This window comes from Lawsonibacter asaccharolyticus (genome assembly GCF_022453915.1).
Taxonomy (GTDB): domain Bacteria; phylum Bacillota; class Clostridia; order Oscillospirales; family Oscillospiraceae; genus Lawsonibacter; species Lawsonibacter asaccharolyticus.
This window is the reverse complement of the sequence record NZ_CP091870.1, coordinates 766,951-788,967: the sequence shown is the minus strand read 5'-3', so window position 1 is coordinate 788,967 and position 22,017 is coordinate 766,951. Positions and strand designations below refer to the sequence as shown.

Here is a 22,017-nt window from a genome sequence, read left to right as displayed (position 1 = left end):
TCGCGTCCCTCTCTCTGTCCAAATCGGTCATAGGTCCATCAGCTGGCAGGCAGCCAGGGCGGCGGCGGCCTCGATCACGGACAGCGCCCGATGCAGGATACAGGGGTCGTGCCGGCCGGTGATGGTCAGCTCCGCGTCTTTTCGCTGGACCAGATCCACCGTCTGCTGAGGCTGGGCGATGGAGGGGGTGGGCCGGATGCATACCTCGAACTCCACCGGCATCCCGTTGGTGATGCCCCCGTTCACCCCGCCGGAGTGGTTGGTCCGGGTCTTCACTGTGTCTCCATCCATATAAAAGCTGTCGTTGGCCTGGCTCCCCCGCAGGGAGGCAAAGCCCACTCCGTCTCCGAAGCCCACCGCCTTCACCGCGGGCACCGCGAAGAGGTACTGGGAGAAGATGCCCTCCACGTTCTCCCCGTAGTCCGGCGCCCCCAGGCCGGCGGGCAGACCGGTGACGGCACAGCGGATGCACCCGCCTACCGAGTCCATCTGGCTCCTGGCCTCCAGCACCGCCTGCTCATACTGCTCCGGCGTGGGGTCCGGGATGCCCGCCACGTTGGAGATGCGGGCGGCCACCTGGACTCCCTTCTGCTCCAGCAGCTGCTTGGCCACCGCCCCTGCAAAGACCAGCGGCGCAGTCAGCCGGCCGGAGAAATGGCCTCCGCCCCGGTAGTCGTTGCACCCCTGATAGCGCACATAGCCGGCGTAGTCCCCGTGTCCTGGGCGGGGCAGGTCCTTCAGCTTCGCGTAGTCCCTGGAACGGGTGTCGGTATTTGCAATCACCGCGCACAGCGGGGTGCCCGTGGTCCTGCCCTCAAACAGGCCGGAGAGGATCTCCGGCACATCCGCCTCCTTCCGGGCGGTGGACAGGGGACTTCCCCCCGGGGCCCGGCGGGCCATCTCGTCGGATACCCGCTCCAGGTCCAGCTCCAGCCCCGCAGGCACCCCCTCCAGCACCACACCGATGGCGGGGCCGTGGGACTCTCCAAAGATCACATATCGCATGCTTCTCGCTCCTCTCTCTGCCGCAGGACGCGCCCGCCCAGGCTCTCATAGACCTCCCAGAAGTCGGGATAGGACTTGGCCACGCTCTCCGCGCCCCGGATGGTCACTGTCCCTTCCGCCCGGGTGGCGGCCACCGCCAGCATCATGGCGATGCGGTGGTCGTTGTGGCTGTCCGCAACGCCCCCCAGCAGCCGTTCCACGCCGCGGATCTCCAGAAAATCCGCCCCCTCGGTGAGCTGGCCGCCCAGCTTGTTCAGCTCCTCCGGGATAGCCGCCAGGCGGTCACACTCCTTCAGCCGCAGCCGCCCCGCGTTGACCAGCCGGGCCGTCTGCCCGGGCCGGAGGGCGGCCCGCACCGCCAGGGCTGGAGCCAGGTCCGGACACTGGGCAATGTCCAGCTCCACCCGGCCCGGCCCGGCCAGCTGCTGGAAATAGGATACAACACACCGGTCCCCCTGGGTGGAGTCCGGGTCCAGGCCCTCCACCGTCAGCGGGCTCCCCAGCCCGGCGGCAGCCAGCCAGAAGGCGGCCTGGGAGTAGTCCGCCTCCTCCCCCAGAGTGCCGCGGCCGTACTGCTGGCCTCCGGGCACCCGGAAGCCCTCGGGCAGCTCCTCCACCCGGATGCCCCGGTCCCGCAGCACCTGGAGGGTCATGTCCACATACCCTCTGGACTCCAGCGGGGAGGTGAGCCGGATGATGCTCTCCCCCTCCAGCAGCGGCAGGGCAAAGAGCAGGCCCGTGACGAACTGAGAAGACACATCCCCCGGCATGGGATACTCCCCGGGACGCAGCCGGCCCCGGACCGTCAGGGAGTCCCCCTCCCGGCGGTGGGTGATCCCCATCCCGTCAAAGATCCGGAAGTAGGGCTCCTGGGGCCGGTCCATCAGCCTCCCCCGTCCCCGAAACACGCCTCCGCCCTGCAGGGCCAGCGCCACCGGGATCAGGAACCGCAGTGTGGAGCCCGACTCTCCGCACTCCAGCACCGGGAGCTTCCCCTCCCCTTCCCGCAGGCTCTTCAGGCAGTCCCGGGTGGCCCGGATATCCTGGGAATCCGCCCGGTGGGCGGGGTCGTCCAGGTTCTCCCCCGCCAGCGCCCGGGCGATCAGCAGCCGGTGGGCCTGGCTCTTGGAGGGAGGCGGCGTCACCGCCCCGGCCAGCAGCCCAGGCTCGATCATCACTGTCATATGTTTCGCTCCTTTTCTCGCTGTGCTGCAAAAAAACGGGGGACACACCGATGAAATCGATGTGTCCCCCGCATCAGCATCCAGATCTGATCACACGGAGAGGGCCGCCGTCCCACTCTGGGACCGGCACATCCATTCCATCTCTCTGTATTTTCCCAGCACGAAATAGCCGGTGCTCATAAATCGAGCCCAGCTGTTGGTAAAATAGAAAGATGCAGTTGTGAGGATGTGCTGCTTCATGTGGCACCTCACTGAAAATCATTTTTTCTTAGTTTAACCCGATAAAGTGAAAATTGCAATCGCCGTTTCATCCATAATTCCAGATTATAATCACTAAATTTTTGTATGTATTTAACATATTTTAGATGTTTTTTCCCCTTCCGGGGCCAAAAGCCAGGTCTCCAGCACCCGATCCAGAGACGTCCGCACCTGCTCCTCCGTCCCAGACTCCCCCACCGCGCGGATGGTATGATATAGCCGGAGAGAAGAGCTGGGGTCACTGCCCAGACTCCCCCACCGCGCGGATGGTATAGAGCACGCTGCCTCGGGCATGCTCCGCTTGGATGGAGCACCAGCTCGCCCCGCTCTCTGCGGTCACCACCGGCGTCCCCGCCTCCGCCGCCTCCAGATAGGCCTGCCGCGCCAGTTCTGTCCCCCAGCCCTTGTACGAGGGCATGTCCTCCGCCCGGGTCCCGTACAGGGCCGCGGATACCATCACCCGGACTGCTCCGTCCCGCCAGCCCGACTGGACGCTGACCCACTCCACCTGGCCCTCCCGTGTGCCGTACCACTCGGCCTTCACCCGCGGGGCGTCGGAGGCTTCCAGGGGCATGCCCGCATAGGTGGCCTCCTCCAGCCAGCCGCAGTCCGCCGCCGGGTCCGGGATGGACGGCCCCAGAAAATCCGCGCACTGCGCCCAGCTGTCAAACTCCTGGGCGCAGTGGCCCGGAAGTGTGCTGCTCAGCATGCGTTCCAACTCGTCCACCGCCTCCCAGGCCGTCCAGTTCTCCTCCAGTGCGTCGTACACCCCCTGAGAGAAGCCCTCTGCCGGGATGGGCGCCAGAACGCCGCTCTCCCCACCGCATCCAGCCAGTAGGAAGGCGCCCCCCAGTGCCAGGACCGCCGCTCTGATTCCCTTCATCTCCACCGATCCCTTCTTCTCTGTGGTTTGGCTGTATTTTACCATATGAGATACCCCCGCAACAAGCCCGTCTTTCCTGGCGGAGGCCTCCCGGCATCGTGTCCTGCTTAGTGCGCATGGCTCCCGGGCCCCCTCTCTACGCCCTGCAGCACCGATCATACTGGACTGGCGGGCTTTGCGCCGCCGGTCCTCTTGAAAAGCCCCCCCTTCTCCCTTTACAAAACGCCTGCCTCTGGTATATGATAATATGACATCTACCCGTCACACCGGGAGAACAGGAGGACCCTATGGAATACATCATCGTCCCCATGGACCGGGGCCATATCCCCCAGATCGCGGCGCTGGAGCGGGAGTGCTTCTCCACGCCCTGGAGCGAGAACATGCTCTCGGACGCGCTCTTTGACCCCAAGGCCAGCTTCATTGTCGCCGAGGACGGGGAGGGCGGCGTGCTGGGCTACGCCGGTCTCCAGGTGGTGCTGGACGAGGGCTACATCGACAACATCGCCGTGGAGGAGGCCGCCCGCCGTCACGGGGTGGGGGATGCCCTTCTGGACGTGTTCTGCCGCTTCGGGCAGGCCCATCTCTCCTTCCTGACCCTGGAGGTGCGGGCCTCCAACGCCCCCGCCATCGCCCTGTACCGCAAGCATGGCTTTCAGGAGGCGGGCCGCCGGAAAAACTACTACCAGCAGCCCCGGGAGGACGCCATCATCATGACAAGGGAGTTTGAACACCATGAAGCTGAATGAGCTCTCCCCCCAGCAGCTGGCCCAGCTGTACCGTCAGGAGCTGACCTCCGCCTTTCCCCCAGAGGAGCTCAAGCCCCTGCGCTCCATGCTCTCCCTCATGGAGCAGGGACGCTACCAGGCCCTGGGCCTGTACGACGGGGAGGATCTGGTCGCCTACGCCCTGATTTGGCTGGAGCCGGGCTGTCCCTTTGCCCTGCTGGACTACCTGGGCACCATGGCCGGCCTGCGGGACCGGGGCCTGGGCGGCCGGATGCTGGACCTGCTTGCGGAGCACTACGCCCACTTCCGGGGCATCTTCGGGGAGGCGGAGGCCCCTGAAAACGGGGACCCCGCCGGGGAGCCCCTGCGCCGCAGGCGGCTGGCCTTCTATCAGCGCAACGGCTTCCGCTACGGCGGGTACGACTGCGCCCTGTTCGGCGTCCACTACCGGGCCCTGATCCGTGGGGCGGAGGATGTGACGGCTGAGGAACTGCTCCAGGTCCATCAGTCCATCTATCGCCGGCACTTCCCGCCGGCACTCTATCAGCGCTTCATACAGATCCCCCTCCGGCCCGGGGAGCGGCCCAATCCCCCCGGACGCTGGATGGAAGAGGAAAAGGACGGTGTTTCCCAATGAACATTCTGGCCATTGAGTCCTCCTGCGACGAGACCGCCGCTGCGGTGGTGCGGGACGGCAGGACCGTGCTGTCCAACTGTGTGGCCTCTCAGATTGAGATGCACACTATCTACGGCGGCGTGGTGCCCGAGATCGCCTCCCGCAAACATGTGGAGGCAGTGAGCGGTCTGGCCCGGGAGGCCCTGGAGCGGGCCGGCCTGAGCCGGGAGGAGGTGGACGGTGTGGCGGTGACCTATGCCCCGGGCCTGATCGGTGCGGTGCTGGTGGGGGTCAACTTTGCCAAGGGAGCCGCGCTGGCCCTGGACCGGCCCCTGATCCCTGTTCACCATGTGCGGGGCCACATCGCCGCCAACTACCTTACCCACCCGGACCTGGAGCCCCCCTTCGTCTGTCTGTGCGTCTCCGGCGGCACCACCGCCATCGTTGATGTTCGCTCCTATACAGAGATGGAGGTGCTGGGCGGGACCCGGGACGACGCCGCCGGGGAGTGCTTCGACAAGGTGGCCAGGGTGCTGGGCATCGGCTATCCCGGCGGTGCCCCCATGGACCGCCTGGCTGACGGGGGGGACGACGCCAAATATGAGCTGCCCCGGGCCCACGTCCAGGGGGCCGAGCTGGACATGTCCTTCTCCGGCCTGAAGACCGCCTGCCTGAACCTGATCCACAACGCCCAGCAGAAGGGGGATGCCCTGGACCTGCCCTCCTTTGCCGCCTCTTTCGGCCGGGCGGTGAGCGAGAGCCTGGTCCCCCGGGCCATGGAGGCCTCCCGCCGGAAGGGATACGGCAGGCTGGCGGTGGCCGGAGGGGTGGCGGCCAACCGCCGCATCCGGGCCGACCTGGAGGCTGCCTGCCGGCAGAGCGGTGACCGTCTCTTCCTCCCGGAGCTCAAATACTGCGGCGACAACGCTGCCATGATCGGCTGCCAGGGGTACTACGAATTTCTGGCCGGCCGCACTGCGGGCCTGGACCTGAATGCCTATGCCACTCGGGACATCTCCCTGGGATGACACCTTTTTTGTCATTATGTCACCTGCGTTTCGTTTACCGGCCCTCCGCCGCCCGGCCCTCCTTCCCCGCCACAGTCCTACGCTCCCCGGTTGGAGAGCCGGAGTTTTCCACACAGGCTGTGGATAACCCTGTGGAAAATGTGTATAACTTTCCGTAAACAAAAATTCCATGTCTGTATTATGTAAAATAAAAAGCCAGTTGGTGCTCTGCCTTATTTGGCTGGAAACTCCGGATTTTTTAGGCGCCTCAGAGAAGGGTCGGAGCAGGGAGAAGTCCCGCCCTCTCTGCCCGGCCCCTTTTGAAATACACTGGGTAATCTCTGAAAATCACCCTTGACAAGGACGGAACTTTCTGATATAGTAGCTGAGCAAAACAAAGCAGGAACGGTACCCCGTCCTCACCCCAGGCCAGCGCCGAAGGGTCAACATGGATCTGCTCCGCCGGGTCTCCCGGCGGTAGTCTTCACGTGATGCGGGTGCCTGTTCTGGCAGCTGCATTTATTTTTTGTCAGGAGGTGCTTTCCCATCGCTAACACAGGTCATCAAACCAATGAAGAGATCCGGGATAAAGAGGTCCGTCTGATCTCTGAGTCCGGCGAGCAGCTTGGCCTCATGTCCTCTCAGGAGGCGCTGCGCATGGCCGAGGAGCAGGGGCTGGATCTGGTCAAGATCTCTCCCAACGCTGTCCCCCCCGTATGCAAGCTGATGGATTACGGCAAGTTCCGGTTCGAGCAGACCAAGCGCGAGAAGGAAGCCCGCAAGAATCAGCGCGTGGTAGAGATCAAGGAGATCCGGATGTCTCCCAGCATCGACGTCAACGATTTCAACGTCAAGCTCCGCAACGCGCAGAAATTCCTGGCCGACGGCAACCGGTGCAAGATCACCGTGCGCTTCCGCGGCCGGGAGATGGCCCACACCAACATCGGTCAGGACCTGCTTCTGAAGTTTGCCGAGGAGTGCGGCGAGATCGCCGTGATGGACAAGAGCCCCAAGCTGGAGGGGCGGCACATGTCCATTTTCCTCTCCCCCAAACCCGCCAAGGACGCGAAAAAGTAAGTAAAGGAGTTCTCTGTTATGCCGAAGATCAAGATCAAGACCCACAGCGGCGCCAAGAAGCGTTTTTCCCTCACCAAGACCGGCAAGGTCAAGCGCGCCATGACCAAGAAGCGTCACCTGCTCAACGGCCACGGCAAGACCACCAAGCTCAAGCGGGCTCTGCGCGGCACCACCTACGCCGACAAGACCAACGAGGCCGCCATCAAGCGCATGATCCTGTACAAGTAAGATAGAGGGAGGAACAGACAAATGGCACGTGTAAAAGGCGCGATGATGACGCGCAAGAGAAGAAATAAGATCCTCAAGATGGCCAAGGGCTACTGGGGTTCCAAGTCCAAGCACTTCAAGATGGCCAACCAGGCCGTGATGAAGTCCCTGACCTATGCTTATACCGGCCGCCGGCTGAAGAAGCGCGACTTCCGTCAGCTGTGGATCACCCGGATCAACGCCGCCTGTAAGCTGAACGGCATGAATTACTCCACCTTCATGAACGGACTGAAGAAGGCCGGTATCGCCATCAACCGTAAGATGCTGGCTGAGATGGCCGTCAATGACAAGGCCGCGTTCACCCAGCTGACCGAGACCGCCAAGAAGGCCCTCGCCTGATCGGTGCGGCCAGAATCTAAAAGATCCCGGCAGAGACATGGTCTCTGCCGGGATCTCTGCATTTATTTCGCCATCAGGTCCACCAGATTGATCCGATCCTTCACGTCCTGGGAGATGTCCGCATGGTCCTTGATGTGTCGGAGCACCTCCATCGTCAGGCCGTAGGAGTCCTCCAGGCTCCGGTCCAGCTCCATGGGGCCGTTGGTCATGTCAAAGATCACCGGCAGCGCGCTGAGGAAGCTGAAGCGGTTCACCCGCGCTCCCTTGAAGTCCTCCCAGGGATAGAACCGGGCCGTCTGTCCGCGATTCATCCGCAGGCCCTTCTCCGTCACCTCATACCAGTAGTTCTCGTTAAAACGCCGGAGAAACTTATTGGTGCACCAGACAGCCAGGATGCCGATGGAACCGAAGATGGCCAGCAGAGGCCCGCCGGTCAGACTGGGGATCCATTCGCCAAGCAGCCAGTCATAGACAAAGTAGGCGACCACCAGGACCGCGATCTCCGCCAGGATGCCCATGGTCAGCACCTTTTGGAACCGCTTCCCCATCCGATATTTTTTGCTCATGTAAGTGTCCCTCCCGCCCGCCTTCCGCGAGCCTCTTCTCTCCGGTGGCCCGGGCCGCCGGGGGGCGCGGCGGGAAAGCCGTGGACGCGCCCCTTTCATTTGTGATATATCATACCAGCTTCTCCGCCGGAGCGCAACCGTTCTTTTGGAGCTATGTCAAAAAATTCACATTTCATTCACAGGCACGTGCGCTCATCCGCAGGGCTGTTCCGCCGGAGCCGGGGCATCCAGCCGCTCCAGCACCGAGACCGACACCTCAAAGGCCGTCCGCTCCTCGCTGGTCTCCCCCAGGCGCTTGGTATACACCCGGCTCTGGAGGCGGCCCTCCAGCTCCACCCGATTGCCGGGAGCCAGCTCCGCGCATCTTCTGGCCAGGGAGCCCCAGGCGATGCAGGGGAGATAGTCCGTCCGCCCGTACCGCCGGTTCACCGCCAGCATCAGATCACAGATGTCCCGGCCCAGCGGGGTCCTGCGGTACACCGGTACCTTGCACAGAGTGCCCGTCAGCCGCAGGCGGTTCTCCTCCTCCCCCGGTTCCCGGTGCATCTGTCTGGCGTAGACCGAGATCACCAGCCGGCTGCCCACCCCGCTCCTGTTGTTGAAGGAGCGGACCTCCCCCTCTACGGACAGCTCCTCTCCCTCCGTCAGCGGGCAGCGCTCCAGCAGGGCGGCCGAGGCCACCACATTGACCCGGTCCTCCGCTCCGGACAGCCGGCACACCGCCAGGGGGAATTTCAGGTAGGACTCCCCGTGGTTTGTATGGGAGGGCACGGGGGCCTGACACACCCGCCCGTGGAGGACGATCCGATTTTCATTCCATTCAGTCTGCATTGCGGCAACACCCCTATCGTTTGTTGCTCCCAATGTATGCGTCCCTGGCGGCTGGTATGTCCCCTTTTTCTCGTGAGGCCTCTATAGGACGCGAAGGACCTCCCGGCCTGGGCCGGGAGGTCCTTTCAGCTTGCGGAAACGCCTCGCAGAGTTCGCGCCCGCAGGCGGTCAAACCCTGGGCGCGGTTGACTGAAGCTTTCTCAAAAATGTGGCAAAGCCGCTTTTTCGACAGTCTCCTTTTTCCTTCACCGGGGATCGGGGGCCGCCTCCTTCCGAGGGCGGTTCTTTCGATACAGGAGGTCCAGCCCCTTCAGCTGGAGGTCCCGCTCCAGGGCGATCTCATGCCGGCACAGGGGGACCACGAACCGTGCCACTCCCCCGGTGGCCACCACGGTAGTGGGCCGGCCTAGCTCCGCCTCCATCCGGTCAATGAGGCCGTCCACCATGGCCGCGGCGCCGAACATCAGGCCGCTCTGCATGCACTCCACAGTGTTCTTCCCAATGGCCCGCCGGGGCCGTTCCAGCTGGATGCCCGGCAGGAGGGAGGCCCGGCTGGACAGGGCCTCTGCGGAGATGCGCAGGCCTGGCAGCACAGCCCCGCCCAGGAAGGCGTTCCCGTCGTCGATGACCGCGATGGTGGTGGCCGTCCCCATGTCCACCACGGTGAGAGGGGTGGGGTAGGCGTCCACCGCCGCCACCGCCGCCGCGATCAGGTCCGCCCCGGTGGCCCCCGGGTCCTCCAGCAGGATGTTGATCCCGGTCTTGATGCCAGGGCCTACCACCATGGGCTCCTTCCCCGTCAGCTTCACGATGCCGTTGCGGACGGAGTTGAACACCGGCGGCACCACCGATGCCACGATGCAGTCCCGGATCTCCTCCACCCTGGCGCCGAAGAGATCCAGCATGTCCTTGATCTCCACCCCATACTCGTCCGAGGTCTTGGTGGCGTCAGTGGCCAGGCGGGCCTCAAAGAGGATCTCCCCCTCCTGGATCCCCCCCAGGGTGATGTTGCTGTTCCCAATATCAATGGCCAGAAGCATGTCTCCCACTCCATCCCGGCCCCGGACCGGGACCGCAGTTTTCTTGCTCCATTATACCGAAACGGGCCGCGGATTGCAACCCGCGGCCCCTTCCTCAGCCCTCGTGCTCGATCTGCTCCTGGAGCATCTTCAGCTCCCCCAGGGTGGACACCGACAGTCCGCTCTCCAGCAGCCGGAGCTGGACCTTGCCAGACATAGTGTTCCAGTAGGTGAGCAGGTCGCGGTCCTCCCCCACCACGTCCTGGGGTCGGCGGAAATACTGCTTCATAGTCATCCTCCTCCGCCCACAGTGTCCCCCGCCGGCCCCATTCCTATGCGGAAAAGGCCCGGACAGAAGCTGTCCGGGCCTTTGGTCTATGGGGTCATACGTCCTGCTTGGGCTCCTCCGGGGCGGCAGGCGCCTCCTCGGGGGCAGCGGCCTCCTCTGCCGGGGTCTCCGGGACCTCCTGCTCCGGGGCGGGCTCCTCGGGGGGGACATCCTCCACCACCGGCTCAGCGGTGACGCTCTCTGCCTCCTCCTCCACACAGCCCTGGGCCTTCAGCTCCGCAATGCGGGCGTTGTTGGTTTCAATGGCCGCCTTAGCCTGGCTGATCCGTCCGCAGGCGGCGGCATAGGCCCCCTCCGGGGCGGCGCCCCGCTCCGCGTAGTACAGCCGGCCCAGCTCCAGGTACGCCTTCTTGATGGTGTCCTCCTCGCCCATATTACTGGTCTTCAGCTTCGCGATCTCCGCCAGCTGCTTTGACTTCGCCACACCGCTCTGGGCCAGGTCCGTGACCTTCTCCCGCAGATCATCAAAAGAAAATGCCATGGTCAAAACCTCCTTCAAATGCTTCAAACGCGGTCCTTCCGCTTGGTGGCTTCATTTTATACTACTTTCCCGGCCAGCGCAAGGCAGGCAGCCGCGATTTAATCTTTTTTTCATATTCCCTGCATCCCAGTTTAAGATTTCCCCCTGTCCGGGCCCTGAGTTCTCCCCGGCCCAAAACATACCATTTTTCTCCTGCAATTCGGCCAAATTTCGATATTTTTCCAGCGGTTTAAGATTTTAAGCCGTACATTTGCACTAAGATTAAATGACGAAAAAACGGCGCAGGCTATGCTTTGAAGCAGCAGGTGAAAGGAGGCAGTGCGCTTTGAACGTCAAAAAACATCTGAGTATTCGAATGGACGGGGAACTTCACGATAAATTCCAGTACGTGGCGGCCTATGAGGGACGCTCCATGAGCGGTCAGGTCCTCTATCTGCTTCGGAAATGCGTTCAGGAGCATGAAAAGGAGTATGGAAAGATCACCAAAGAGGATCTGGAGGACCCCTCTGTCCAGTCCACCTGACCTCCGCCCTCCTCCGGGGAGGGTGTTTTTAAGAAGCAAGGGTGCCCGCCCACGGGGCGGGCACCCTTGCTTTTTCCCCGGTCTCTGTCATTTTTCTCCGCTTTCACTTGCGTCTTTTTCCGATGCGTATTATCATGAGGGCATGATCCCCGGCTGCCGTGCCCCCGCGGCAGGCCGGACCGGAAAGGGCTGATGTTCCGTGAAGATGGGCAGCGCGCTCCTCGACCTCCTGTTCCCGCCCCTCTGTCCCTTCTGCCGCCGGCTCCTGACGGAGCGGCACGCCCTGCTCTGCCCGGATTGTCAGCGGACGCTGCCTTGGCTGGAGGGGGACTCCGCCCGGCGCACGGGGGAATTTTTCGGGGTGTGCGTCTCTCCCCTGGCCTACCGGGGCCCGGTGCGGGAGGCCGTCCACCGCTACAAATTCTCCGGAAGCCGGAGCTATGCCCGCCCCTTCGGCCAGCTCATGGCCCAGTGCGTCCGGGACCAGCTGGACGGACGGTTCGACTGCGTGACCTGGGCCCCTCTCAGCGCCAGGCGCCTGCGGCAGCGGGGCTATGACCAGGCCCGCCTGCTGGCGGAGGAGGCCGCCCGGGTGCTGGAGGTCCCCGCCCTCCCCCTGCTGAGCAAGACCCGGGATACCCCGCCCCAGTCCGGTCTGGAGGAGGCGGGCCAGCGCCGGGCCAACGTGCTGGGGGTGTACAGAGCGCCTGATGCCGCCGCCGGCCTCCGGGTCCTGCTGGCCGACGACGTGGTCACCACCGGCTCCACCCTGTCCGAATGTGCCAGGACCCTCCTCACCGCCGGAGCGGCGGAGGTGGTGTGCGTCACCCTGGCACAAGCCCGGAAGGACAGGCCGGAAAAGCCGCGAAAAACTGCGAAATAACAGTTGAAATGCAGCCTGCTTGCCGTTATAATAAATAAGAAAGCTCCTGTTTTTGCATATTTTCCAGTTTCAGGGTTATACTCTCCTGGAATACAAGATAAATCGAATGAGGTAATGATATGAATTGGTTTAGCAAGGACATCGGTATCGACCTGGGTACCGCCTCCGTTCTGGTATATGTCAAGGGAAAAGGCGTGGTTCTCCGCGAGCCCTCTGTGGTGGCCATGGACAAGAACACCGGCAAGCTGCTGAAGGTGGGGGCCGAGGCCAACGCCATGCTGGGCCGCACCCCCGGCAACATCATCGCCATGCGCCCCCTGCGGGAGGGCGTCATCTCCGACTACGATATGACGGAGCGGATGTTGAAGGAGTTCATCAAGAAGGTCACCTCCTTCCGCCTGTTCAAGCCCCGTGTGGTCATCTGCGTCCCCTCCGGCATCACGGAGGTGGAGGAGCGCGCCGTCATTGATGCGGGCATCCAGGCGGGCGCCCGCCGGGTCTACCTGATCGAGGAGCCTGTGGCCGCCGCCATCGGCGCGGGCATCGACATCGCCAAGCCCGACGGCCACATGGTAGTGGACATCGGCGGCGGCACCGCCGACATCGCGGTCATCTCCCTGTCCGGCGTGGTGGAGTCCGCCTCCATCAAGATCGCCGGCGACAAGTTCGACGAGGCTGTCATCAAGTACATACGCCGCAAGCACAACGTGCTCATCGGTGAGCGTACTGCTGAGGAGCTGAAGATGACCATCGGCTGTGTCTTCCCCCGCCCGGAGGAGGTCACCATGGACATCAAGGGCCGCTGTCTGATGACCGGCCTGCCCCGGGTGTTCACCGTCTCCTCCAGCGAGATGATCGAGGCCTTTGAAGAGCCCTCCACCCGCATCCTGGAGGCCATCCACGGCGTGCTGGAGCGCACGCCCCCCGAGCTGGTGGCCGACATCTCCACCAACGGCATCGTGATGACTGGCGGCGGCTCCCTGATCTGGGGCTTCGACAAGCTGGTGGAGTCCCACACCGGCATCGAGACCCATGTGGCCGACGACGCCATCTCCTGTGTGGCCTACGGCACGGGCAAGTCCCTGGATGACCTGGACCACATGCAGGACGGGACCATGAACCTGTCCCGCCGCAAGCAGATGAACTATTGATGGACGCAGACAGGCGCGCCGCCCAGCCGGGCGGCGCGCCTTTTTATCCCTTGGGCCGGTCAGCCGCTGATCAGCCGGCCGGACACATAACAGCGGTGGGTGTACAGCATGAGGGAGAGGGTGAGATCACTGGGCTCCGTCCTGGGCCGGCTGGCGGCACAGACATCACACATCCCCAACAGCTCTGCCAGCCGCCGCGTCATATCCCTGGAATAGGCGGAACAGTACAGGTGCAGGGCGGCCTCGATGGAGTCGGGCGTCCGCAGGATGTCCAGGCCCACCTCATAGATCTGGGACAGCTCCCGGGCCAGGGCGGCGAAGCGCCTGCCCTTCTCCTCCCGCCCCGGGATGGGCTCATAAGTCCGCTCCTCCCTCATGCGGCGCAGGAATTCGGTCAGCTTCGCCTCTGCCGCCTGCCTGTCCCCCCGGACCTTGATACGCTCCCCCTCCTCCTGGGCCGAAGGATAGCGCACAGAATACAGGATCGTCTTATCTTCCATCCGGTGTTACCTTCGGTTCCCGGTAGTGCTGGAACGCATATGTAATGCACTGGTTGACTATCTTATTAAATGAGACCCCTGTTTTTTCGCTCTCCTCCATGATGCGCTCAAAGAGCGCCGCATCCAAGCGGATGGTCCGGCTGATGCTGGAAAGTTTCTCCGGGGCCCGCTCGATCCAAAAATCATCCATAAAATCACCCGCTTCGACATGTTCTGCATCCAATTTACCATACTTTTCAAACTAAGGTAATGTACAAAAAAGACTTTTCCGGTGTGCCTGTTCGAGTACATACTTGTACACAGACAGGACTCTGTTATGCATTATATATCGGTACAGGTAGAGAATGGTCCATGTAGCTGGACGGAAAGAAAATTTAAAGCAATATCACGGACAGGGAGCAGGAATGGTACAAACCACGCAGGGTCCGATGCCACGGCCGTCCGAATTTTTTGTAGAGATGGCTCTGGAAGCCGCCCAAAATGAACACCACCGGCTGTATCGGTGGTGTTCAAAATTTTTTAGCGATATCCAGAAAAATATTCTTATCAGCATACATGAGCAAAAGAAGTCATTCGTATGGGACATGATAAGAGCGATTCAGCCCATTCAGTACAAGATTGGAGCGATTTGAATGATTCATGTTACTGAACAAGTGTTTGGGTCAGTCTGCCGGCATGCCATTTTTTAAATCATCCCATGAGGGAAGCCCAGATGCCGCCGAAAATCAGCGCGGGGAGCATATTGGCCACGCGGAACCGATCCCCGAAAGCCAGGTTGACGCCCACGCAGAAGATGAGCAGGGAGCCGATAAAGGAGAGACTGTCGATAACGGTGCCGCTGAGCAGGGGTGCGAGAAGGCCGGCAAAGAGGGTGACGCTCCCCTGAAGGGCCCCTACGGGAAGGGCAGAAAAGATGGCCCCCCTGCCGTAGGTGGAGGAGAATACCATGATAATCATGAAGTCCAGGATGGCCTTTGTGAAAAGGGTGGAGGGATCGTGGTCCAGTGCGTCCTGAAGGGAACCCACGATAGCCATGGCGCCTACACACACCACCAGGGAGGCAGTGACGAAGCCCTCCACAAAGCGGCTGTCCTCCCCGCGGGAGGCCCTGGCCTTGAGCCACTCGCCCAACTGCCCCAGCCGGCCCTCCAAGTTCAAGCGCTCCCCCACCAGGGTGCCCAGCACCAGAGAGAGGATCATCCCCAGGGAGCCGCCGGACTCCAGGCGGGTGCCGGAGACGGACAGCAGGCCGGACAAACCGCCGGCCGCGCCGATGAACAGGGTGCACAGGCCCAGACATCGCAGGACCGCATCCTGGTAGTGCTGCTTCAGGCCGCCTTTAAAAAGCAGGCCCAGGAATCCGCCTAAAATAATGGCGCACACATTGACGAGCGTACCGATGCCGGTCATAAGATCCCTCCCATGCGGCCCCAGACCGGCAGGGCCGGGGCTGTGACCTGACTACTATATCAGATTTCGACGAAAAAAGGAAGCGGCATATGGAAGGAGGCGCGGAACCGCAGGGGCTGTGGGAGTGGGGAACAAAATTTTTGTTGCATTTGGCGCGGGGATGCACTATAATGAGTTCGGACAACTGAATCGAATGTCTTCAGGGCGGGGTGAGATCCCCCACTGGCGGTACAGTCCGCGACCGGGCGCAGCAATGCGCCCGCTGACCCGGTGAAACTCCGGGACCAACGGTTAAAGTCCGGATGGAAGAAGATGTGTGTCAAAACAATGTCGTGCGCCGTCAGGCGCGCGGTCCTGCGCACCTCCTTTATTGTTTTACACCTGGAAGACATGGGCTTTCAGGTGTACCAAAACAAAAAGGAGTGTTTTTTATGTCCGCACCTTCCGCAGTCCAGACCCCCTCCCGTCCCAAGATGGACACCAAGACCATGGTGAGCATCGCCATGCTCACCGGCATCGCCTACATCGTGATGCTCCTGTCCAAGCTGATGCCCAGCGTCATGTTTTTGGACTTCGACTTCAAGGACGTGGTGGTCTGCATCGGCGGCTTCACCTTCGGCCCCTTCGCCGCCGCCATCATCTCTATCCTGGTGGCCTTCATCGAGATGCTCACCATCAGCCACACCGGCCCCATTGGCTTTATCATGAATGTCCTGGCCACCTGCGCCTTCTCCTGCACCGCCTGCTTCATCTACAAGAAGGTCCATTCCAAGAAGGGCGCGGTCCTGGGCCTGGCCTGCGGCGTGGCGTGCCTGGTCGCGGTGATGCTGCTGTGGAACTACCTCATCACCCCCCTGTATATGACCGGCTATTCCCGGGCCGACGTGGCCGGGCTGCTGCCCACCCTGTTCCTCCCCTTCAATCTGGCCAAGGGCGGGATGAACATGGCGGCCACCCTGCTGCTCTACCCCCCGGTGGTGTCCGCCATGCGGAGAGCCGGAGTGGTGCCCTCCTCCCAGAGCACCCAGGAGAAGCGGATCAACGCCGGATTCGTGCTGTTTGCCCTGTCCCTGCTGGCCACCTTCGTGGTCTTTGCCCTGGTGCTGGCGGGCGTGATCTGAATCAAATGAGAAAAACGGCGGACCGCCAGACGGTCCGCCGTTTTTGAGACTGTCGCAAAAGCGGCTGTGCCACGTTTGCGAGAAAACAGCAGTCTGCCGCGCGCAGGGTTTGGCCGCCTGCGGCGGGCAAACCCCACACTTGCAGCCTGAGAAGTGTTTTCCCCGACGCACGTGTCGCCGGGGAAAACAGATCAAAACTGGATTCGCGCCTGCGGGCGCGAACTCTGCGAGGCTTTTTTCACAAGCCGGAAAACGGCGGACCGCCAGACGGTCCGCCGTTTTTCCATACAATGGGGACGCTACCGGGCCCGGAGCTCCCAGAAGGCAACAGCACTGGCCGCCGCCACGTTCAGGGAGTCCACCCCCCGGGCCATGGGGATGCACACGGTGAAGTCGCACTGGGCGATGGTCCGGAGGGCCAGGCCGTCCCCCTCTGTCCCCAGGAGGATGGCCAGCTTCTCCGCCGCGCGGAGCCGGGGGTCCTCGATGCTGAGGGCGGTGCTGTCCAGGGCCATGGCCGCAGTCTGGAAGCCCAGCTCCTTCAGCCTCTCCAGCCCCGGCTGGGGCCACTGGGATGCGTCGGTGCCCAGAAAAGTCCAGGGGATCTGGAACAGGGTGCCCATGCTGACCCGCACCGCCCGGCGGCTGAGGGGGTCACAGCAGGTGGGGGTCACCAGCACGGCGTCCATATGCAGGGCAGCGGCGGAGCGGAAGATAGCCCCCACATTGGTGGGGTCCACGATGCCCTCCAGCACCGCCACCCGGCTGGCCCGGGCGCACAGCTCCTCCACAGAGGGGAGCCTGGGCCGGCGCATGGCGCACAGGATGCCCCGGGTCAGCTCATAGCCGGTCAGCCCGGCCAGAACCGCACGGTCCCCGGTGTAGACCGGCACCTGGCCGCACCGCTCTACGAGGTCTCGGCCCTGTCCCTCCAGCTGCCTGCGCTCCATCAGCAGGGAGAGGGGGACGCAGCCCGCGTCCAGGGCATGTCCGATCACCTTAGGGCTTTCCGCAATAAAAATACCTTTTTCCGGCTCCCGCCGGCTGCGCAGCTGAGCCTGTGTCAGCCGGGCGTACACGTCCAGCTCCGGCGCGTCCAGGTCTGTCACCTCAATGATATCACACATAGGATCTCCCCAAAACTCAATATATCTTAATTATACAGAACAGGAACGGAATACGCAAGAAGCCAGCAGAAAGAGCGCTGCTCCGTCCCCTTCTGCTGTATTTTTTGAAGCAGCGGAAAAAAACGCATTTTCAGGAAGAAAATTGATGACAAATGTTATTTTTTTAAAATAGGGGACGATATAATAAATAAAACATGGGAGAAACAGATCAGTTGCCATGGGGGTCTGTATGGATCATCGATGGCAGCACGAGGGGAGAAGAAAAAATTGTTCAAAAAATTGAAGCTCACGACAAAATTGACTCTGGTCATCAGCGCGGTCGTGATGGTGGTATTCGCGGTCCTCATCACCATAACTGTCGTTACGTCCAGGGCCAGCATTTACACGGGGATCTCCGGCGAGCTTGCCTCAATCGCGGAGTTCAACGGCGGGGAGATCCAGAGCGGGTTTGACACAGTGGAGCGGGCGGCCCTGGGCATCCAGGACTACATAGGACGACTTTACAGCGGCCAGGTCACGGAAGAAGGCGACGCTGACCTGCAGCAGAGCACGCTTTATCCAGGGAGAGCTCTGACGTCCGCCGCCTATAATCTGGAACAATTTGTCGTAGAGACCGCCCGAAATACAGTGAAAAACACCCCCGAGATCAAGATGCTCGGCGTTATGTTTGAGCCCTACCAGCTTCAGAGCGATATGGAAGAATACGGATTTTACATCACCATGGATACAGCGGATACTTCCATTCATATCTATGACGCCTACGAGGGATATGCGAAAGAGGACTCCTACCGCATTCCCGCTGGAGAGGGACATCCCTACATCTCCCAGCCCTATCAGGATGGAGATGGCATGGTGGTGGCCTATGGCACGCCTATCACCTACGGGGGACGGGTCGTAGGTGTGGTGATCACCAGTGTGGACCTGGGCGCCTTTTCTTCTGTAAAAACCACAAGTACGAATTATGATTCCATGTGGGCCACCCTGTTCAATCAGGATGGGATCATTGTCTGGAACAGTAAAAGCGCGGAGTCCACCGGGCTCAATCTGTCTGATATGGTGCCAGACCCTGACCGGCTGGAGGAGCTGAGGTCCCTGATGGCCCAGGGAACTGCTTTTCAGGCAGAGATACCCGCTGAGGAAGGAAAAAATATTTCCTGCTTTTTTAACCCACTTCAGGCCGGGGACGAGACTTGGTGGTCTATGACCGGCCTCTACACCGCCGACGCGGAGAGCACCCTGGTCCAGACGACGCGCCTGCTCCTGCTCCTCTCCCTGGCGAGCCTTTTGCTGATCCTGGCCGTTGTGATCGTAGTTCTCCGGCAAATGCTGCGGCCTGTCCAGAGGGTGGCCAGGGCCGCAGATGAGATCGCCAGCGGTAACTTGGAGATCCAGTTGGATGTCAGCCGTCATGATGAGATCGGACTGCTCGCCGGTTCCTTCCAGACGATGACAGAAAACCTGAGGGCGATCATTCAGGATATCGACTATATGCTGGATGAAATGAGCGTGGGAAATTTCTGCATCAATACCCGGGAGGAAGCGCGCTATGTCGGGGAGTACGGGCGTATCCTGGATTCGATACGGCGTATCAACCGGACACTCAGCCACACATTGAGGCAAATCGATGGCGCGGCCAATCATGTCTTTTCTGGGTCAGAGCAGGCATCTGTAGGCGCTCAGTCTATGGCGCAGGGCGCCACGGAGCAGGCATCCGCCATTCAGGAACTGGCGGCCACAGCCTCTGACATTTTGGAGCATGTACAAAGCAATGCGGAGCATGCGCGGAATGTCAGCGAAAAGGCGGTGACGGTGGGCCGTGAAATCGTGGACAGCAATCAGAAGATGCAGGAGTCGCTGTCCGCAATGACAGAGATCCGGCGCAGCTCCGGCGAAATCGGAAATATCATCAAGACGATCGAGGACATTGCCTTCCAGACTAACATTTTGGCCCTGAATGCAGCGGTGGAGGCTGCCAGAGCCGGCACTGCCGGGAAGGGATTTGCCGTGGTGGCAGAAGAGGTAAGAAATTTGGCGCAGAAGTCCTCTGCTGCATCCCAGGACACAGCAGAGCTGATCCAAAGGTCTCTGTCAGCGATCCAACAGGGCACAACCAGTATGAATGAGACGGCGGAATATATGCAGAGGGTAGTCCAGAGCGCACAGGAGATCACAGAGACGATCCAGCAGATATCCGAGGCGTCCGATCAGCAGGCTGAGGCTCTGGCTCAGATCACCCAGGGCGTGGACCAGATATCCAGTGTGGTCCAAACGAATTCCGCCACAGCAGAGCAGAGCGCCGCAGCAAGCCAGGAGATGGCGAACCAGTCCCGAATTCTGAAAGAGCTGACCGCAAAGTTTCAGTTGAGGGATATAGAGGATGAGGTGGACAATGTAACAGGGGCAGAAGCACAGCACGGACGAGCCTGACCAGGGAGAGGATCGTGTCGTTATGCAGCGCATGCGCTCCTTATAAATGCTGATCTATCTATAAGAAACCGCCCGGCGGAAAGTTCCGCCGGGCGGCTGTGCATAAAACGGGATGAGATCAGCGCTTTTTGCTGAAAATACGCTCCAGGATGTCCCAGTCGTCGTCGCTGACCACGGCCTTCTCCTGGGCGGGGGCAGGCTCCTCCACAGGGGCGGCCGGCTCTCCCGCCTTCTTCTCCTCCACCTTGGCCCCTGCCTGGGTGAAGGGCTTGCTGGGCATGGAGCTCTCCACCTCGTCAAAGCCGGTGGCAATGACAGTGACCCGCAGCTCGTCCTCCAAGGTGTCGTCGAAGGCGGCGCCGAAGATGATGTTGGCCTCGGGGTGGGCGGCCTCCTGTACCAGGTTGGCGGCGGTCTCCACCTCCTCCAGGCCGATATCCATGGAACCGGTGACGTTGATGAGCACGCCCTTGGCGCCGTTGATGGAGGTCTCCAGCAGGGGGCTGGAGATGGCCATCCGGGCGGCCTCCTCCGCCTTGTTCTTGCCCGCGGCGCGGCCCACGCCCATGTGGGCCCGGCCGGCGTCCTTCATGACAGCGGACACGTCAGCAAAGTCCAGGTTGATGAATCCGGTATTCTTGATCAGGTCCGAGATGGACTGGACGGCCTGCTGAAGCACGTCGTCAGCGATCTCGAAAGCGTTGACCATGGTGATCTTCTGATCGGTGGCCAGCTTCAGCCGCTCATTGGGGATGATGACCAGGGAGTCCACCTTGTTGCGCAGCTCCGTAATGCCCCCCTCCGCCTGCTTCATGCGGCGCATACCCTCGAAGCGGAAGGGCTTGGTGACCACGCCTACGGTGAGCACGCCCAGTTCCTTGGCGATGTCGGCTACAATGGGAGCCGCTCCCGTACCGGTGCCGCCGCCCATGCCGGCGGTGATGAACACCATATCCGCGTCCTCCAGGGCCTTGGAGATCTGCGTGCGGTTCTCCTCTGCGGACTTGCGGCCCACTTCGGGGTCAGAGCCCGCCCCCTGGCCATTGGTCAGCTTTTCGCCGATCTGGATCTTATAGGTTGCGCTGGATACGGCCAGCGCCTGCTTGTCCGTATTCACCGCGATGAAATCCACGCCCTTGGTCCCCGTCTTTACCATCCGGTTGACCACGTTGTTTCCGCCGCCGCCGACACCCACTACTTTGATATTTACCACACTGTCGGGACCCATATCCAATCCGAAGGCCATTGATCGCTCCTCCTATGTAAAAAACTAGGGGCCCCACGATCTGACATGTTGTGGGGGAAGCCCTATCGCAGTCTATATTTTGTTACATTGTATCGCTCTTTTTCAGACAGGTCAAGAGAAAACAGGGATTTTTCGCAAACTTTCCAGTAATTCTCTTCATCCGGGGCTGAAGACCACATCATAGTCCTGTCGGGTCAGGTCCATTGTCCCGGTCTCATAGCTCTCCCGCTTCTCCACCACCGCCTCCAGTGCCCGCAGCTTGTGAATAAAATCGCCGCTGATGGGCAGCTTCACATCGAACCGGCCGTCGTAGCGCAGGAGGATCTCCGTCCCCGCAGACAGGTCGATGGAGGACACCTTCTCCAGGGTCCCCCGCTCCTCCAGGGCAGCGAGCAGGGCCATCAGGCCCTGGCGCCGTGTCTCCTCCGCCTGAGGCACCGCCATCTGGGTCCCTGCCTGGGGGGAGAGGACGGTCAGGCCAGTGACGGTCAGCGCTGTGCTGTCCTCCGGAGCGGGTTCCAGCAGACGGCCGCCCACGCTGATGAGCCAAGCTTCCCCGGCCGCCGTCCCGGTCTCTTCGGGCAATTCAGTGTCCTCTGCCTCCTCCGCCGCTGGTGCCTCTGCCGTTGAAGTCCCGCTGGAGGGCAGGATGCTGGCCACCGCGTCCCACTCCCGGATCTCGATGGCAATGGTGCTGGGCAGGTGCCGGACGATGGTCAGCTCCTCCACATAGGGCAGCTTTCGCCGGATATCCTCTGAGATCTGCCCCTTGTTCAGCCGGAACAGGTTGTCGCCCAGCTGGATGCCGGACGCCTCTTCCACCTCCTGGGCGGTGTAGCGGCTGTTCCCAGCGATCAGGATGTGCTCCACCTGGAAGAAGACGGTGGCCCCGAAGGTCAGGGCAGCCACCAGTGCCGCTCCGGCCAGCAGCTTGAACAGCAGGCTGAAGCGGCCCCGGTTTCTCCTTCTCCCTCGTTTGCTTCTGGATGACATGGGTCTCTCCGTTCCTCCGGGCCCTCCGC

26 protein-coding genes and 1 riboswitch are annotated in these 22,017 nt (G+C 61.8%); of the genes, 11 read left to right on the top strand and 15 right to left on the bottom strand.

What is annotated here, in order from left to right; genetic code table 11:
- Positions 1–27: 27 nt before the first annotated feature.
- From L9O85_RS03630 to L9O85_RS03615, 4 genes are all read right to left on the bottom strand, one after another.
- On the bottom strand, positions 28–1,005 hold the full coding sequence (locus L9O85_RS03630; protein WP_301579625.1) for a chorismate synthase: 978 nt from the start codon (positions 1,003–1,005) through the stop codon (positions 28–30).
- Complete coding sequence (locus tag L9O85_RS03625) at positions 993–2,189, bottom strand: 3-phosphoshikimate 1-carboxyvinyltransferase (protein WP_301579624.1); 1,197 nt, start codon at positions 2,187–2,189, stop codon at positions 993–995. Before L9O85_RS03625 ends, L9O85_RS03630 begins: the two co-directional genes overlap by 13 nt.
- A 90-nt stretch (positions 2,190–2,279) precedes the next feature.
- Entirely contained in the window at positions 2,280–2,429 is a 150-nt protein-coding gene (locus L9O85_RS03620; protein WP_154669740.1) for a hypothetical protein, read from the bottom strand.
- 256 nt (positions 2,430–2,685) lie between these two features.
- Positions 2,686–3,375 carry a hypothetical protein gene (locus tag L9O85_RS03615; protein WP_301579623.1) on the bottom strand — a complete coding sequence of 230 codons (690 nt, stop codon included), beginning with the start codon at positions 3,373–3,375 and terminating at the stop codon, positions 2,686–2,688.
- 242 nt (positions 3,376–3,617) lie between these two features.
- On the opposite strand from L9O85_RS03615, the gene rimI reads away from it, so the two are divergent.
- The 6 genes from rimI (at position 3,618) to rplT (ending at position 7,361) form a co-directional block, all read left to right on the top strand.
- Positions 3,618–4,076, top strand: coding sequence for a ribosomal protein S18-alanine N-acetyltransferase (gene rimI, locus L9O85_RS03610; protein ID WP_050625285.1), 459 nt, complete (start codon positions 3,618–3,620; stop codon positions 4,074–4,076).
- Complete coding sequence (locus L9O85_RS03605) at positions 4,063–4,692, top strand: GNAT family N-acetyltransferase (protein ID WP_301579622.1); 630 nt, start codon at positions 4,063–4,065, stop codon at positions 4,690–4,692. Before rimI ends, L9O85_RS03605 begins: the two co-directional genes overlap by 14 nt.
- Entirely contained in the window at positions 4,689–5,699 is a 1,011-nt protein-coding gene (tsaD, locus tag L9O85_RS03600; RefSeq protein WP_108979544.1) for a tRNA (adenosine(37)-N6)-threonylcarbamoyltransferase complex transferase subunit TsaD, read from the top strand. Before L9O85_RS03605 ends, tsaD begins: the two co-directional genes overlap by 4 nt.
- A 492-nt stretch (positions 5,700–6,191) precedes the next feature.
- The gene (gene infC / locus L9O85_RS03595) at positions 6,192–6,755 is read left to right on the top strand and encodes a translation initiation factor IF-3 (RefSeq protein ID WP_108979545.1); all 564 of its coding nucleotides are present in this window, start codon (positions 6,192–6,194) and stop codon (positions 6,753–6,755) included.
- Positions 6,756–6,773: 18 nt separating this feature from the next.
- The gene (rpmI, locus tag L9O85_RS03590) at positions 6,774–6,983 is read left to right on the top strand and encodes a 50S ribosomal protein L35 (RefSeq protein WP_050625289.1); all 210 of its coding nucleotides are present in this window, start codon (positions 6,774–6,776) and stop codon (positions 6,981–6,983) included.
- Positions 6,984–7,004: 21 nt separating this feature from the next.
- Positions 7,005–7,361 carry a 50S ribosomal protein L20 gene (gene rplT, locus L9O85_RS03585; protein ID WP_050625290.1) on the top strand — a complete coding sequence of 119 codons (357 nt, stop codon included), beginning with the start codon at positions 7,005–7,007 and terminating at the stop codon, positions 7,359–7,361.
- 62 nt (positions 7,362–7,423) lie between these two features.
- On the opposite strand, the gene L9O85_RS03580 is transcribed toward rplT, so the two are convergent.
- The 5 genes from L9O85_RS03580 to L9O85_RS03560 all read right to left on the bottom strand — a co-directional run bounded on the left by L9O85_RS03580 (position 7,424) and on the right by L9O85_RS03560 (position 10,607).
- Positions 7,424–7,927, bottom strand: a complete 504-nt coding sequence (locus tag L9O85_RS03580) for a hypothetical protein (protein ID WP_050625291.1) — start codon at positions 7,925–7,927, stop codon at positions 7,424–7,426.
- Positions 7,928–8,119: 192 nt separating this feature from the next.
- Complete coding sequence (locus L9O85_RS03575) at positions 8,120–8,758, bottom strand: single-stranded DNA-binding protein (protein WP_050625292.1); 639 nt, start codon at positions 8,756–8,758, stop codon at positions 8,120–8,122.
- A 245-nt stretch (positions 8,759–9,003) separates the two neighbouring features.
- A complete protein-coding gene (locus L9O85_RS03570; RefSeq protein WP_256183212.1) occupies positions 9,004–9,798 on the bottom strand; it encodes a type III pantothenate kinase in 795 nt (264 codons plus the stop codon).
- 94 nt (positions 9,799–9,892) lie between these two features.
- Positions 9,893–10,066: a hypothetical protein gene (locus L9O85_RS03565; protein ID WP_154669741.1), complete on the bottom strand. Its 174-nt coding sequence runs from the start codon at positions 10,064–10,066 to the stop codon at positions 9,893–9,895.
- 94 nt (positions 10,067–10,160) lie between these two features.
- Positions 10,161–10,607, bottom strand: a complete 447-nt coding sequence (locus tag L9O85_RS03560; protein WP_256183211.1) for a serine proteinase — start codon at positions 10,605–10,607, stop codon at positions 10,161–10,163.
- A 325-nt stretch (positions 10,608–10,932) separates the two neighbouring features.
- Here L9O85_RS03560 and L9O85_RS03555 point away from each other — a divergent pair, with 325 nt between their 5' ends.
- The 3 genes from L9O85_RS03555 to L9O85_RS03545 all read left to right on the top strand — a co-directional run bounded on the left by L9O85_RS03555 (position 10,933) and on the right by L9O85_RS03545 (position 13,164).
- On the top strand, positions 10,933–11,130 hold the full coding sequence (locus L9O85_RS03555; RefSeq protein ID WP_050625294.1) for a hypothetical protein: 198 nt from the start codon (positions 10,933–10,935) through the stop codon (positions 11,128–11,130).
- Between the two features lie 205 nt (positions 11,131–11,335).
- Positions 11,336–12,013: a ComF family protein gene (locus L9O85_RS03550; protein WP_301580101.1), complete on the top strand. Its 678-nt coding sequence runs from the start codon at positions 11,336–11,338 to the stop codon at positions 12,011–12,013.
- Positions 12,014–12,132: 119 nt separating this feature from the next.
- Complete coding sequence (locus tag L9O85_RS03545) at positions 12,133–13,164, top strand: rod shape-determining protein (RefSeq protein ID WP_050625295.1); 1,032 nt, start codon at positions 12,133–12,135, stop codon at positions 13,162–13,164.
- 59 nt (positions 13,165–13,223) lie between these two features.
- On the opposite strand, the gene L9O85_RS03540 is transcribed toward L9O85_RS03545, so the two are convergent.
- From L9O85_RS03540 to L9O85_RS03530, 3 genes are all read right to left on the bottom strand, one after another.
- Positions 13,224–13,664: a hypothetical protein gene (locus L9O85_RS03540; RefSeq protein WP_050625296.1), complete on the bottom strand. Its 441-nt coding sequence runs from the start codon at positions 13,662–13,664 to the stop codon at positions 13,224–13,226.
- Positions 13,654–13,854, bottom strand: a complete 201-nt coding sequence (locus tag L9O85_RS03535; RefSeq protein ID WP_050625297.1) for a hypothetical protein — start codon at positions 13,852–13,854, stop codon at positions 13,654–13,656. The genes L9O85_RS03540 and L9O85_RS03535 overlap by 11 nt, the downstream gene beginning before the upstream one ends.
- Before the next feature lie 500 nt (positions 13,855–14,354).
- Entirely contained in the window at positions 14,355–15,074 is a 720-nt protein-coding gene (locus tag L9O85_RS03530; protein ID WP_301579618.1) for a DUF554 domain-containing protein, read from the bottom strand.
- Positions 15,075–15,265: 191 nt separating this feature from the next.
- A riboswitch (FMN riboswitch) is annotated at positions 15,266–15,392 on the top strand.
- Positions 15,393–15,505: 113 nt separating this feature from the next.
- On the opposite strand from L9O85_RS03530, the gene L9O85_RS03525 reads away from it, so the two are divergent.
- Entirely contained in the window at positions 15,506–16,195 is a 690-nt protein-coding gene (locus L9O85_RS03525) for an ECF transporter S component (protein ID WP_050625299.1), read from the top strand.
- A 299-nt stretch (positions 16,196–16,494) separates the two neighbouring features.
- Here the strand turns inward: L9O85_RS03525 and L9O85_RS03520 are convergent, their stop codons facing one another.
- The gene (locus tag L9O85_RS03520) at positions 16,495–17,322 is read right to left on the bottom strand and encodes a TrmH family RNA methyltransferase (protein ID WP_256182080.1); all 828 of its coding nucleotides are present in this window, start codon (positions 17,320–17,322) and stop codon (positions 16,495–16,497) included.
- Between the two features lie 267 nt (positions 17,323–17,589).
- Between L9O85_RS03520 and L9O85_RS03515 the strand changes: the two genes are divergently transcribed.
- Positions 17,590–19,749 (top strand): methyl-accepting chemotaxis protein, encoded by a 2,160-nt coding sequence (locus L9O85_RS03515; RefSeq protein WP_301579617.1) that lies wholly within the window; start codon positions 17,590–17,592, stop codon positions 19,747–19,749.
- A gap of 118 nt (positions 19,750–19,867) precedes the next feature.
- Here L9O85_RS03515 and ftsZ read toward each other — a convergent pair whose 3' ends face one another.
- On the bottom strand, positions 19,868–20,995 hold the full coding sequence (gene ftsZ / locus L9O85_RS03510) for a cell division protein FtsZ (protein WP_050625302.1): 1,128 nt from the start codon (positions 20,993–20,995) through the stop codon (positions 19,868–19,870).
- Positions 20,996–21,151: 156 nt separating this feature from the next.
- Positions 21,152–21,988, bottom strand: coding sequence for a cell division protein FtsQ/DivIB (locus tag L9O85_RS03505; RefSeq protein ID WP_050625303.1), 837 nt, complete (start codon positions 21,986–21,988; stop codon positions 21,152–21,154).
- Positions 21,989–22,017: the final 29 nt, after the last annotated feature.

Excerpts from the sequence above, each read along its gene's own strand:
- L9O85_RS03570 (WP_256183212.1), bottom strand. The coding sequence starts at position 9,798 with ATGCTTCTGGCCATTGATATTGGGAACAGCAACATCACCCTGGGGGGG.
- L9O85_RS03535 (WP_050625297.1), bottom strand. The coding sequence starts at position 13,854 with ATGGATGATTTTTGGATCGAGCGGGCCCCGGAGAAACTTTCCAGCATC.
- L9O85_RS03630 (WP_301579625.1), bottom strand. The coding sequence starts at position 1,005 with ATGCGATATGTGATCTTTGGAGAGTCCCACGGCCCCGCCATCGGTGTG.
- rplT (WP_050625290.1), top strand. The coding sequence starts at position 7,005 with ATGGCACGTGTAAAAGGCGCGATGATGACGCGCAAGAGAAGAAATAAG.
- L9O85_RS03615 (WP_301579623.1), bottom strand. The coding sequence starts at position 3,375 with ATGGTAAAATACAGCCAAACCACAGAGAAGAAGGGATCGGTGGAGATG.
- rpmI (WP_050625289.1), top strand. The coding sequence starts at position 6,774 with ATGCCGAAGATCAAGATCAAGACCCACAGCGGCGCCAAGAAGCGTTTT.
- L9O85_RS03545 (WP_050625295.1), top strand. The coding sequence starts at position 12,133 with ATGAATTGGTTTAGCAAGGACATCGGTATCGACCTGGGTACCGCCTCC.
- L9O85_RS03525 (WP_050625299.1), top strand. The coding sequence starts at position 15,506 with ATGTCCGCACCTTCCGCAGTCCAGACCCCCTCCCGTCCCAAGATGGAC.
- L9O85_RS03550 (WP_301580101.1), top strand. The coding sequence starts at position 11,336 with ATGGGCAGCGCGCTCCTCGACCTCCTGTTCCCGCCCCTCTGTCCCTTC.
- tsaD (WP_108979544.1), top strand. The coding sequence starts at position 4,689 with ATGAACATTCTGGCCATTGAGTCCTCCTGCGACGAGACCGCCGCTGCG.
- L9O85_RS03620 (WP_154669740.1), bottom strand. The coding sequence starts at position 2,429 with ATGAAGCAGCACATCCTCACAACTGCATCTTTCTATTTTACCAACAGC.
- L9O85_RS03520 (WP_256182080.1), bottom strand. The coding sequence starts at position 17,322 with ATGTGTGATATCATTGAGGTGACAGACCTGGACGCGCCGGAGCTGGAC.
- L9O85_RS03540 (WP_050625296.1), bottom strand. The coding sequence starts at position 13,664 with ATGGAAGATAAGACGATCCTGTATTCTGTGCGCTATCCTTCGGCCCAG.
- L9O85_RS03605 (WP_301579622.1), top strand. The coding sequence starts at position 4,063 with ATGAAGCTGAATGAGCTCTCCCCCCAGCAGCTGGCCCAGCTGTACCGT.
- L9O85_RS03560 (WP_256183211.1), bottom strand. The coding sequence starts at position 10,607 with ATGGCATTTTCTTTTGATGATCTGCGGGAGAAGGTCACGGACCTGGCC.
- L9O85_RS03575 (WP_050625292.1), bottom strand. The coding sequence starts at position 8,758 with ATGCAGACTGAATGGAATGAAAATCGGATCGTCCTCCACGGGCGGGTG.
- L9O85_RS03505 (WP_050625303.1), bottom strand. The coding sequence starts at position 21,988 with ATGTCATCCAGAAGCAAACGAGGGAGAAGGAGAAACCGGGGCCGCTTC.
- L9O85_RS03625 (WP_301579624.1), bottom strand. The coding sequence starts at position 2,189 with ATGACAGTGATGATCGAGCCTGGGCTGCTGGCCGGGGCGGTGACGCCG.
- L9O85_RS03565 (WP_154669741.1), bottom strand. The coding sequence starts at position 10,066 with ATGAAGCAGTATTTCCGCCGACCCCAGGACGTGGTGGGGGAGGACCGC.
- L9O85_RS03530 (WP_301579618.1), bottom strand. The coding sequence starts at position 15,074 with ATGACCGGCATCGGTACGCTCGTCAATGTGTGCGCCATTATTTTAGGC.
- L9O85_RS03580 (WP_050625291.1), bottom strand. The coding sequence starts at position 7,927 with ATGAGCAAAAAATATCGGATGGGGAAGCGGTTCCAAAAGGTGCTGACC.
- ftsZ (WP_050625302.1), bottom strand. The coding sequence starts at position 20,995 with ATGGCCTTCGGATTGGATATGGGTCCCGACAGTGTGGTAAATATCAAA.
- rimI (WP_050625285.1), top strand. The coding sequence starts at position 3,618 with ATGGAATACATCATCGTCCCCATGGACCGGGGCCATATCCCCCAGATC.